The sequence below is a fragment of the Roseivivax sp. THAF30 genome (assembly GCF_009363575.1).
GTDB classification, from domain to species: domain Bacteria; phylum Pseudomonadota; class Alphaproteobacteria; order Rhodobacterales; family Rhodobacteraceae; genus Roseivivax; species Roseivivax halotolerans.
Genome location: NZ_CP045389.1, coordinates 3397324 through 3409219 on the forward strand (window position 1 = coordinate 3397324; position 11896 = coordinate 3409219).

Sequence of the window (11896 nt, forward strand, 5' to 3'; positions counted from 1 at the left end):
GCACCCTAAAGTTGCGCTTCGCCTAGCCCTTGACGAAGCCGAGACACTTTCGAGCGCAACCACCCGCCTCATCAAGTTGCTGGAAGAATCCCCGGACCCGGAGCGGGTATATGATGGGGGCCGCCCCACCGGACCGACCTGCGACATTGAAGCGGTCGCGGACCTCCTATCAAGGCTCCGTAGCGCCGCCGCAGGGGCCTGTCCTGAGTGTGGCGGCGTCATTATGCCCGAAGACGCCTAAGCCGCTCCACTGGCCTCGTGTGGTCTGTGCGGGCGTCCCGCCCGATGCGGCGGTCCTCCGAGATATTGAACAGGGACCCCTGCGTCAGCAGGTCCCCGCCCAAATGCTGCATGGCCCCTCACATGCGACATACCCGACCCCCGACACACAACGAAACGAGGATAACCACGATGGTACACTGAAAATGATCGAACTTACCGACCGCGAGAAAAGCGGAACTTTTTTGGCCCTCCTGCGGGCATGGCAAGTCGCGCCCGAACTTGCGACTTCGCAGGACGTGGCGCGGCACACGACCGCCAAGGTAATCGGCCTGCACCTCGACGATGCGGCACCGATTTTCGCCGCAGCGACGGTGTTGAAGCTGGCCCGCGAAGCGATGATCGCAGCCGGTGCGCAGCACAAGTATTGGGCGGTGGACATGGCGGCGTTGGTGGCGCTTGTCGGGTCCGAGCAAGGCGCGGTCCTTGCCGCCGGTTGTGCCGGGTTCTGGGCGTCAAAGGCGTCTGACGGGGCGGTTGAATGGTCCGACTGCGCATCCGTCGGCGGACCGCGCAATTTGATCGACGTGGCAGAGTTTGGGGGTTGCAGCGATGCCTGAGCAACAACGCCGCGCGCTCTATCTCGACAACAGCTACATCTTCCGCACAAGCGGCGGCGTCGAAACCGACCCCGACTGGGGAGTCGTCCTCTGCGCCACTTGCGTAAAGGGTCGGACCTTCAAGCGTCCCGGTGATCTGCGGATTTTCTTCAAGGCCGTCGGTGTCCCCGACGACGCACTGGACAGGCTGTGCGAGTATTACCTTCCCGCTGGGAAGTCGCCCATGGAATGCAAGTCCTGAAAAAATAACACCGTGCAACTACTGCGGAACGAGGTCCTTTTTCTGACCAAGTCTCCGCAACGCGCGCGGACTTCGCCGATACTTACCACACCAAAAAGCAGAAAAGGCCGCGCTCCCCCAAGCTGTAAGTGCGCGACCTTTTCCTTGATCGAAACCAACCGCTTGCGGCGGATCGTCTAGTTACGTGTATATCACATCTGGGCGTCCGTTGCGAGTTTCTGACACGAACGGAACGCCAGAATATGACCGCCCACGACCCCACCCTACACGCCCAGCCCTCCACCCAAAATTATGACTTCTGGCCGGATGCGACCGTTTACGGCTCCATCGAAAGCGATGAAGCCCAAAAGGTCCTGGACTCATCCATCGCTTGCTTGATGGCTTCCTCACATCGGACCCCCGGCCATAAGTGGGAACGTGCCGAGTCGACGGTGCGCGAGCTGTTGGACGGCCTGTTGGGGTCGCACCCTGTGCGTAGGAACAAGCACGGGCGCACCATCGTCTATTCGGACGCGCAGATGACCGGGAAGACGGTGAACGGACTCCCCTACGCATACCGCCTCAAAAAGCACATCACGGCGATCTCTGCTGTCACTATCGACGTTGACGGGTCAGACAAGGCAACGGCAGTGCGCGACCGGTTGATCGCGCTTGGCCAATTTTCAGTGATCTACACGACCCACAGTCACGCAGCCAAGAGGACGGTCGCGGGCGACCGGTTCCGCGTGGTCGTCTTTCTTGAGACTCCCTACGTTCTGCCGATGGAAGATGCAGCCCGCCGTCAGGCTGTGCGCGAATGGGAAAACCGGTATGCCGGTTTCGCAGAGTTGTTGGGCCTTTCTGAGATCGACGCCAGCGGAATGCGGTTGCAACAGATCATGCACCCACCGGGGCGTCCGTCCGAAGACGCGGAATTTCTGCACTTCATCATCGCGGGCCGCGCGCTGCGCTGGGAAGACATGCCAATGGGCGATGCGAGCAAGTACAAGAAGCCCGGCCCGTCATTCACCGGAACCCGGACGGCTGCAAAGGCCGATTCCGCGCCCGCGATCCTGTCGGATGGGTTCGACTTGCGCGCTTGGTTCGATGAAGCGGGGGAAACGTTTCTTTTGACCAGCTTCCTCGACTATCTCGGCTGGGATGATCGCGGCGATGCCGGGAAAGGTCGGGTGATCCTTTGCCCTAATGACGCAGCCCACACGGACGCCGGGAACGAGGAAGACACCGGGTGCTGGGCGTGTGAGGCGGAGGGTGCAGACGGCGAGTCTTTCGTCATTACCTGCCAGCACAATAGCTGCTCCGGGGTTCACACGTGGGACATGATTAAGCTGATCGAAGACTCCATCTTGGACGGCACCTTCGCCCTGCCGGACGGCTGGGACACGCTTTCGACGATGCTCTGCGATGAGTGTCTCCATGTTAGTGTGGTCGACGGCGAAGAAATTGTTTTTGACCCTGCCGACTTCGGGGCGCGGCGGGAAATCGAGATCGAGTTTATCGGGTCCGTACACAAGGCGAAGCGCGCATTGAAGGGTGTTGTGGAAGACGGAAACGCCGGCGAGGTAGATTTTGCTGCGCTCTACGCTGGCGCGGAGAAGGCGGGGAACAAGATCGCAGTGGTCCAGCATCTTGATGCGGCGCTGAAAGAGCACTTCGACGCCAACACGGCCAAGCGCTTGAAGAAGATGGGCAAGGATATGCTGGCCGATGAACGGTCCGCTTGGGGGCAGCGACAGGCGGCTCAGCGAAAGGAAGCCGTCGTGGAAGCGCTGGCCGATCCGCAGCCTGCCAACGTCTCGCTTGATATTGCCGAACCGCTTGGGGACACGCTGGCCGAGGCGCTTGGCACCCTCAAGCACCGCTTTGTTCTGGCGGATGTTGCAGGCAAGTTTAGGGTGATCCGCCGCCCCGACCTTGCGGCTCTGCGCGACAATGGGCGGACGTTGAAGAGCATCTTGATCGCCCAGACCCCGGAAGACTTCATCAATTTTCACAAGAACCGGAGGGTCAGGCTTATCACCGATGAAGGGGTGCAAGAAGTATCCCCGGCGGCGGAATTTCTGGCCAATGAAAATCGGAAGTCCGGGGTAGTCTTCGAACCAGACGAAACGCGCCTCGGAGATAACGAGTTCAATCTCTATGCGGGGCGCACCTTGGAAGCGGACCCCGACGCCTGCGGTCTGCGCATCGCCCATTTCATCTGGGATGTGATCTGCGACCGGCGGGATGATCTCTTCCGCTGGTTGATCTTATGGATGGCTCACAAGGTCCAGCGACCGGGCGAGAAACCGCAGTCGGCGGTGGTGGTTTGGGGCAAGGGCGGGTGTGGCAAGTCCACACTTGGTTCGATCTTGGAACGTCTGTCGCACCCACACTGCCGGACGCTTGATAAGAGCGAACACGTCGTCGGGCGTTTCGCTGGCGAGCATCTTGCTACCACTATCTGCGCGATTTGCACCGAAGCGGCCTTCGCAGGCGACCCGAAGGTGGCCCGCGAGTTGAAATCGCTTGTCACTTCACCCGAAATCCCGGTGGAGCCAAAGGGCCTCCCGGTGATGCAGATGCCGTCCTTCCTGCGGCTCTATTTTGACAGCAACAGCCCTCACGCGGTGCCTATCGAGGGCAACGGGTCGGAACGGCGGTATCTCGTGATGAAGGTCGCCGAACGGATGTTTGTGGACCTGGAAGAGCCAGAAAGCGAACGGGTGGACTACTGGCGTGACCTCTACGCTGCGATCAACGGGCCTGAGATGGGTGGGTTCCTGCACGCGCTTTTAAAGATCACGCCCGAAGACCTTGGACTCAAGTGGGACGATGTGCGCCGTCCGCCCTCGACCCCGGAACGCGACGGGATGAGGTGGCAGTCACTGCGTCCTGCTCAGCGTGCTTTGGCCCTGATTCTGGAGGCGGGTGAGATTGAATTGATGGGCGCGGACTTTGCGCAGACCCACACGTTTGGCCCGGACGAACCGATCCGGTTGCCCATCGCTGCGCTGCGCGAGTATCTGGTCAGCAAGGGCAATCGCCACAACGCCAACGATAATGATCCTGAGGCGCTGGCCTTGGAGACGTTTGCGGAAATCGTGGCGGGTGATCTTCGGATGGTAACGACTGGGCGCGGGAAGCTGACGGGAATGATTGATGGAAAGCCCGCGTCAGCGGGCAACGACAATGTCCGGTGGATCGAGTTCCCGTCGCGCCGGGTGATGGTGGAGGAGATCGCTTCCCGTTTCAATCGTCCTAGGCCCGATGTCAGCGATTGATCCACCTCCACCAGCCTCCAACAACCTCCAAGGGGCGTGGAGGCTGGAGACCCTTTGATTTTATGGCTCAAACGGCCTTTTCTCTATCAACCTCCACAACCTCCAAGATTTTAGGGGGGTCAAGAATTTCCTTGGGGACACACACGATTGTTTCAAAATGGGTGTGTCCCCCCCGCCGGAAAAGTGGTGAAAACCTTGGAGGCATTGGAGGTTGTAGAGGTAAACAGTGCCTGTACATCCCTCGGATGGCAATCTTGCTCGAAATCAGCTTTGCCGCTCGAGTCCACCTTCGCCGCAACATCTGCCTGCGTCGATCTTGCGTCAGTATTCTGGCCCATCCACGAGTGTCACGGCAGAAAAATTTTGGTCTGACCAGCGCAGGTTTGTTTTTGGTGGAGCGCGCTCGGACGATTCAGCAGCCCAGAGCCGGCAAAACGCCAACACCAACACGCGTGCTTCGATTCCCTTCAACTGCATGGTCTGCCCATGCACCACCGCCGTGACAAAACCACCGCCAAGACTGCACCGCGCCCTCTCACTAGGCACGAGCCATACTATAGGCACAAGGCAGGCAGAGAGATTCCCAAAACATCAGGTCATTTCCGCTTTTGACACCATCTCACTGATTCTTGGCGCGATTGGGAAAGCTCGATGCGCATCATGTCCTAGACGGTGGCTTTGCGGGACGGAGCGGGCCTTCGCTGCGGTGTGCACGCAGGCCGATTTCGGCGAATCCCTCTACCTTCATGCCTTGGAGACTGGATCAGACGGCAAGGCTGGCATCGGCCAGCAAGTTGCATTCTAAATCCGCCGCGCTTGGCGGCAGACCACCAACCGTGGTTTATTGGATGAGTGAATTCCGACGCCAGAGTAGCTTGCCACACGCGGGAGCCTGCCCAACAATTTAGGAATAGCTTACATGACGCATCCAACCCAACCGCTTTCTCTACACAGGGTTGTTTATGGCAGCCTGAACTCCCGTCAGAAGGAAACCTACAACTTTCACCGAGTGGCCGGGCGGCTAGCTGAGTATGGCTATAACAGCATCTTGCTCTCGGACGACTGGTTGGGGGCGGATTTCATTGCCTATCACAATGACGGAGAGCGGTTCTATCGGGTGCAGCTCAAGGGGCGGATGACGATCGACGACAAGTATATCGGCAAGGACCTATATATCGCTTTCGTCGATGATAATGATCGCGTTTATGTCTATCCGCATGATGAGATGGCCAATCGGATCGAAGCCGCCGGCAAAGTCAACTCCTCCGTTTCTTGGAGTAAATTCAGATCATACTCATGGCCCACCGTTCCCAAGTGGCTGCGCGAGCTGCTGACCGAATTTGAGGTGAAGCGATAATTAGGCCGCTACCCCCGTTTCCGTCACCAAACCAACGCATGCCTCACGTCGGGTTCCTCGGACGATCACGTTTCAGCTGCGCATAGGTCAGTTTGGCTCGATCCGACCCTTCGCCGCAAGTGCATGAAGGTCGCCAGGGCGCACAGAACTGCCAGATCAATACATGCGTTCGTCCGTGATCTCCTGATGGGTCGCAATTCCGGCAGTTGCCAAGAAGTCTTTGAGACCCTGATACTTAGTTCTGAATTTGGGTGCCTTGATCACCTTCGGACTGAACTGGAAACCCAACTCAGGAACCCGCATGTCATCATTCTGCCGCCAGAACAGCGGCGACAAGAGGCTCAGCAATGTGTTGGCGGTTGTCATTAGACCCGTGGTCTCTCGGGTGTGGGCATTAATCGCCAACCGTAGCGAGCCCAAAGCGACATCGAGAACGCTGGGAAAGTGGGACTGCCCAATCGCAGAGTAGTGGAAGCCACAAATGTTGGCGAGACGTATTTCCGGGGTATATGGCAAACCTGTTATGCCAACAGTAAACTTGTCGCGAAGATGAGCGTCGATGGCGTTACCCTCATCATTGAAACGGTCGATCAATACCAGCCCGGCCCCACCTAAGCGGTTCAAAATACAATCAAAGTGATAGCAGACAGTATTGATGCCGTTACGGCGCGCAGCGTCTGGATTTGTGGCAATGTCGTGCAGGATCACATAGACGACAAGGCGAGCCCCAAAACGAGCAGCCACCTCAAGCACTTCTTGCTTCAACGCAATAAACTGCTCATGCGTGAAGCCTTCCGGACCCGGATTGAATTTAAGTAGATAGTCACGCGGAACATCGTGTCTTGTCCGCAATTCATCAATTTCCGCCGAAAATTCTTTGGCAGTCGCGCCATTAACAATTAGGCCGCCGTAAATCAGGAAGTCACCCGCCCGGTCTTCGAGGTTGGTTTCGTCGCAGTAGAAAAGGTGCAAACTGATTCCTCCCAAGCGGTTGTCTCGCAATGGTAGGTTAGCTCTCACACGTTGTCTCCATGTCTCGGACGCACGGCTCCGTGGCGGTGCACTCGAAATCCATCATTTGCCGCGTTGCAGAAACTTGGTTGAGTGGGCTCGAAGCGGACTTGCGGCGCTGCAGCGAAGCTATCGTAGCGACAGGCTCTCCGGGATCGAAAGCGACCCGGCATAGCGCCATCTTGGAAGCTACTTGCCGACGCGAGATCGAGTAAGCATTCTGGTCCAATGCGCAATCGAACCCTTGAGGTTGTGGGTTGTACGAAGCCGTTTTGACGGGAACAGGATTCTTATCATTGGCGGCGAGCCTACAGTGGGTAACAGGCAGCGCTTCTGCAAATTCTTGCGGCCATAGCGCACCACAACCGTCTAAGCACAACGAGTTCAGACCAAGCGCGGAGTCGCTTCGGCACGACTGAGCACAAGGTCGCTGCTTGACCGGCTGACCGTCGCACCGCCTCAACGTGATAATCTTCACAGGATCTCGAAGCGTGTGAGTGAACCAAGCTGTTTCGCGCATGTGAGCGATTTTTCATAATGATACCACGTTTTCTTGAAAGCGGCCTTATTTGCCAGAAATGTGGCCGGTGTGCTGTGACCAAAAGAATTTCTGTCCGGTCTCCGCAACGCAGTCAGCGGTATGGCATAACGGTGAAGTCGTTAAACGCAAGAAGGGAAACAATCCATGAATATCATTCGGCTTCCGGTAGAGCAACGCTCACCAATCTGGGTCTTGGAGTCCAACATCGCATATTTCACTTGGAGCGCAATTGACGGTCTGGACGTGTGCCTCGGGACCGGGGAACGGTTCGAATTGGACATGGATTTCAGGATCGATCGTATCCACGAGTATATTACGGAACAGAAGCCAATCAACGAACACAAGGAGCAGTAGCCGAGCCCCCTACTTGGCTTTGGCCGATTTTGAGTCTGTGCCAGCCCGCCGCTTGAATTAATCAAGTGGCGGGCTGTCCGATTTGGGTAAACCCGGACCGTACACCTTCAAACGCCCCAATTGTGTCCGATTAGACTTGCCGAATCAGTTATCTGACACTACCGTTTTGTCGTACACTCGAAACTGACAGGTCGGACGGAAGGATAGCACATGGCGGAGAAAATCGGTTACGCCCGCGTCTCATCGAAGGGACAGAACATCGAACCTCAGATCGACGCGCTGACGCGCGCAGGCGTCGCCTCTGAGCACATCTACGCGGAGAAGGTCACTGGCACCAAGCGTGAGGGCCGCAAGGAACTCGAAGCGCTCCTACACCGTGGCCTGCGTCGTGGTGACAAGCTGGTGGTCACTCGCCTCGACCGTTTGGCGCGCAGCCTGCGAGACCTGCAAAATATCGCACATGAGTTGCGTGAACGCGAGGTCGATCTGGTTGTAACGGAGCAAGCCATCGACACCAGCAGCGCAGAGGGTCGGCTCTTCTTCAACATGCTTGGGGCTATCGGCGAGTTTGAGACCGAACTCCGCAAGGCTCGCCAGCGCGAGGGGATCGACGCCGCACTGGCCAAAGGCGACGACAGCCCGTTCAAGGGCAGACCGGCCACTATCCGGCGGGCAGACGTGGTGCAGGCGGTGCAAGATCACCCGTCTAAGGCCGCAGCAGCTAAGGCCCTTGGGATCAGTCGTGACAGCCTGTATCGCTACTTAGGACAAACTAACGAGCACGAATCCATCGTCTAACGTCGCCTGCTTCTCGATCTCGACCAGAAAGCCCGCTACGGCCATCGGCGGGCATTTCTTTTCCGCGACCAATTGGCCACCCCGCGTGACCTTGCCAGCGAGACAGCGACGGCCCGCGTCAGCGGGATCGGCCTGCTCCAAGGACTGTCAAACACAATGTCAGGGACCCGACCTTGGGGTACGGTTTTTTCCAATACATCCCCACAGGACCTGTCAACCTGCCATTAGGCGCAGTGTCAGCCTGTCAACGCTCGAAGAGTTCGACAGATAAGGTGCCTAGCCAGACACCACGTGCTTTCCCAGGGTCTTTAGTCCAAACAGCGCCTGAGCAATTCTCCCTCAAAGTCGGTTAGCCGATTAGGGAATTCTGTTTCAAACGCTCTTATAGTCTCACGTGCTTCGCGGAAATCCTGTTGCGGCAGATCGGACGCTAACCGTTGAATAATTGGAACGGGCACTCCAAACTCATCCAGCGCCCTCAAATCACCAGGAATGAACAATCCTTGAAGTTGGGCCGCGTAAACCCGATAATCCACCTCCCCCGTACCAATAACGGCATCCACAACGTCATTGAATGCGCGAAGAACTTGCGGGAAGGAATACTCCGCTCCGCGCATAAAGTTAAAGCAACGGTCAATTTCGGCCTGCGCCTCAAGCCCCGTGCCGGAAACGAGACCGTCCATGAATTCACGAATCGAAGAGCTTTTGCGAAGACGATTTGCAAAATGAGCAACTTGACGTGCGCTTCTTAGCCCGTGTTTGCTGAAACGTAAAATACTCCACGGCAGTTCGAAGGTTGCCTCCACCTCTTCAAATTCCGGGATGCCTTTCCAACGCAGAAGTGACTCCTCATTGCTCAACTCTTGGCGAACCATCTCCGCAAGGGAGTTCAACTCATCGACACCGAATTCTGCCCAACGCGCCAACACCTGAGGCGGCAACTCACTGGAGCGAATGATTGCCTGTTTCCGGCGTCGGGCGGGGTCAGACAGTATGTCGTCTTCTAACTGCATGAGAAGCTCTGGCCGCATCATTTCGTCCGGATTGAACAGTGGGACGTGAACTTCGAATTGTTCCGGTACCGGGGGTGGATTGTAGAGGAAAACCTTACCGATATTGTGTTTGAACATCCTCCCCGCGCGGCCTTTGATGTTGTCGAACGTAAAGCGATCCAACTTCGACGTATTGATGTTCCGGTCATAAATGAAGACGTTCTCCGCAGCAGTGTTGATGCCTTCGATCATTGAAGAAGTGCAAACGATAGCGGCGAGGTCTCCATCGTTAAAAAGACTTATCATCAAGTGTGCAATGGAGCGTGGCACCCGGCCATGATGCATTCCGATACCCCGTCTGACGCCTTTAGCTAGGAACCATTCCGGATGAAAGTTCTCGGCAAGCCATTGCGAAAGCTCCGCCGTGAAATCTCCTTTGCGGGACAATCTTGTCCCCAAAAGTTTTTCCATGAGCCGTGAAGCAGACGGGGGTGACTGGACATAGATCAAAGAGTTTGTTCGGCGGACTGACCGAAGGTCTTTCACCAATTGCTTTACGCTTGGGCCGCTTCCTGTCCTGTCGATAATGTCAGCAGTCACAGGACTGTAGCGAGTGCGAACAAATTCGACATCATCTCGGAATGAATTCGCGTTGGGAACCTCGTCGATTGATGGGCCGAGGAAGTAGATTTGCTTCGCGGTCTTACCGTAACGTGCGAGGATCGTATTGAGTGCGAGCGAGCGTTCATCACTGCGCTCAAGGTCTAGCTTGTAGAATTCGTCGATTACAAACAGGTCGATACCTTCTATGCGTTCCCGCTCAAGGAGTCGTTCTTGAGTGCCGATGTATATCGCGAGCTTTTGCGTTGGGATTTCGTTCGTTCGGGTGATGACCTGATACGCTGGGAAACGCCTCTCCATCCGGCGTCGGAACTCATCTAGCAAAGCGATAGTTGGGACCACTGCCACGACGGTAGACGGACGCTTCTGCGAAATCAACGCGTCGATGAGAAGGCTTTTCCCGAAGCTGGTCGGTGCAGACAAAATGATGCTCTTGCCTTGAGCCAGCTTGTTAAACACCAAGGCTTGCTCGATATGAAAGACGTAGTCTTTCATTCCAGGAACACGCATCGTTTCGGTTGCCAATTGGTCCCGCCAACTCCCCTTCTCGCCGATGTAAGGGAAAAGTCCTGCCTCGCGAAGGATGGCGTCAATCATCATCGACGACCCCTTGAGGCAAGTCTCAAGCTCATCCCGTCTGTCTAGCATTCGGATGATGAGGTCCAGCGCCGTCGCGGTGTCGGAGTCCGGGGACTGGAAGTAATAGGCGATGGACCGTAGAAGCCTGAAGACCTCATCGCCGTCTTTGAGATCATCGGAGATCGCTTCTTTGATTTGTTCCGGCGTCATAGGAGATTTTGAACGCGCTCATTGAAGTGCGTTTCCAACTTGGTCTTACAGTCCAGCGGGACAAAAATGAGAACGAAGCGGACCTTGTCCGGCACTCTTTTGTCAAAGTAATTCTTGCATTTCTCGAGTTCCTTCGTGACCGAAGTAATATAGTCTTCGTCCCGCGATGCTGCGCCCTTCGTCGCATCGAAGTCTGCTGCAATACAAATCGGAACGACTATCCGGTCTATGATCTTGTCCAACGAAGTCTGATCAGCGAATAGCCAAGTTAATTCATCCACATAAGCCGCACTTTCCTCTACCTTCGGGCCGATCAGTGCCTTCATTTCCTCAAGGAATTCGGCATCCCAAAGAGGTTCAATCGACTTAAATGCCGATTGGCGTGCTTCTCTGGCGCTCCCATAGAGCTTCGCTTCGCCTAGCCACAGCTCAAGTTGACCCGTCTCTGCATTCTGCAAAACATGAGCCATGTCCACGCTTGTTACGCTGTCATTGCTCCGCATCTTGTAGAACAGGCGGGCGACGAAAGGCGAAGTGTCGTATTCTTGACGACACAGCGCATGTAGTAAAATTTCGCCAATTTCTCCGCGTTTACTAGGATCAGATACATCAAAAACACGGCGACACGCCTTTCCAATCATTTGCATCGGATCGCCGAGCAGAGCACGGCGCTCCTGGGATTTGAGAGCCGCGTCAGGAAGCCAGTCGAATAGATGATCCGACAACTTCTTGTACCGCCAACTTCCAACTTCAAAATCCGGGCATACAGCAATAGACGAGTGGTCGCCTGTTAAATCCACAATGCATTCTAAGAGCTTGGTAGGTATTGGAAACTCGAACGATGGAATTGGCTGGTTCAACTTCGGAGGTTCCTTGCTACTCTGTCTGACACAGTCTAACTACTTTTGGTTGTAGGTAAACGGTTGCGGGATCTTTAGCATCAGCCTTAGCGCGGTCCGCCAATCCACGGCCATACGGGGCCCTCTGAGATAAACGCATCACGAATCCACCCCACTTGACCTTGCCAGCGATGCGACGAAGACCCGTTTAGTGGGATCGGCCTGCGATAACGTTCTTCGAAGGCAATAGT

The 11896-nt window shown here is 56.1% G+C and carries 8 protein-coding genes; 5 read left to right on the forward strand and 3 right to left on the reverse strand.

The features are described 5' to 3' along the window. The first annotated feature begins 425 nt into the window (after positions 1–425). The 4 genes from FIU91_RS16485 (at position 426) to FIU91_RS16500 (ending at position 5700) form a co-directional block, all read left to right on the forward strand. A complete protein-coding gene (locus FIU91_RS16485) occupies positions 426–839 on the forward strand; it encodes a hypothetical protein (protein ID WP_152463301.1) in 414 nt (137 codons plus the stop codon). Next, positions 832–1080, forward strand: a complete 249-nt coding sequence (locus tag FIU91_RS16490; RefSeq protein ID WP_152463302.1) for a hypothetical protein — start codon at positions 832–834, stop codon at positions 1078–1080. The genes FIU91_RS16485 and FIU91_RS16490 overlap by 8 nt, the downstream gene beginning before the upstream one ends. Positions 1081–1322: 242 nt before the next feature. After that, the gene (locus tag FIU91_RS16495; protein ID WP_152463303.1) at positions 1323–4343 is read left to right on the forward strand and encodes a primase-helicase family protein; all 3021 of its coding nucleotides are present in this window, start codon (positions 1323–1325) and stop codon (positions 4341–4343) included. A 919-nt stretch (positions 4344–5262) separates the two neighbouring features. Next, on the forward strand, positions 5263–5700 hold the full coding sequence (locus tag FIU91_RS16500; RefSeq protein ID WP_152463304.1) for a hypothetical protein: 438 nt from the start codon (positions 5263–5265) through the stop codon (positions 5698–5700). A gap of 156 nt (positions 5701–5856) precedes the next feature. Here the strand turns inward: FIU91_RS16500 and FIU91_RS16505 are convergent, their stop codons facing one another. Beyond that, a complete protein-coding gene (locus tag FIU91_RS16505) occupies positions 5857–6672 on the reverse strand; it encodes a DUF3800 domain-containing protein (RefSeq protein ID WP_172975037.1) in 816 nt (271 codons plus the stop codon). Between the two features lie 1144 nt (positions 6673–7816). On the opposite strand from FIU91_RS16505, the gene FIU91_RS16510 reads away from it, so the two are divergent. Next, positions 7817–8404, forward strand: coding sequence for a recombinase family protein (locus FIU91_RS16510; protein WP_152463306.1), 588 nt, complete (start codon positions 7817–7819; stop codon positions 8402–8404). 308 nt (positions 8405–8712) lie between these two features. On the opposite strand, the gene FIU91_RS16515 is transcribed toward FIU91_RS16510, so the two are convergent. Next, positions 8713–10806 carry a DEAD/DEAH box helicase gene (locus FIU91_RS16515; protein WP_152463307.1) on the reverse strand — a complete coding sequence of 698 codons (2094 nt, stop codon included), beginning with the start codon at positions 10804–10806 and terminating at the stop codon, positions 8713–8715. Next, positions 10803–11666: a DUF1837 domain-containing protein gene (locus tag FIU91_RS16520; protein WP_152463308.1), complete on the reverse strand. Its 864-nt coding sequence runs from the start codon at positions 11664–11666 to the stop codon at positions 10803–10805. The genes FIU91_RS16515 and FIU91_RS16520 overlap by 4 nt, the downstream gene beginning before the upstream one ends. Between the last annotated feature and the right edge of the window lie 230 nt (positions 11667–11896).

What these genes read in the sequence shown, in the direction of transcription:
- FIU91_RS16485 (WP_152463301.1), top strand. Translation starts at nt 426, where the DNA reads ATGATCGAACTTACCGACCGCGAGAAAAGCGGAACTTTTTTGGCCCTC.
- FIU91_RS16490 (WP_152463302.1), top strand. Translation starts at nt 832, where the DNA reads ATGCCTGAGCAACAACGCCGCGCGCTCTATCTCGACAACAGCTACATC.
- FIU91_RS16495 (WP_152463303.1), top strand. Translation starts at nt 1,323, where the DNA reads ATGACCGCCCACGACCCCACCCTACACGCCCAGCCCTCCACCCAAAAT.
- FIU91_RS16500 (WP_152463304.1), top strand. Translation starts at nt 5,263, where the DNA reads ATGACGCATCCAACCCAACCGCTTTCTCTACACAGGGTTGTTTATGGC.
- FIU91_RS16510 (WP_152463306.1), top strand. Translation starts at nt 7,817, where the DNA reads ATGGCGGAGAAAATCGGTTACGCCCGCGTCTCATCGAAGGGACAGAAC.
- FIU91_RS16515 (WP_152463307.1), bottom strand. Translation starts at nt 10,806, where the DNA reads ATGACGCCGGAACAAATCAAAGAAGCGATCTCCGATGATCTCAAAGAC.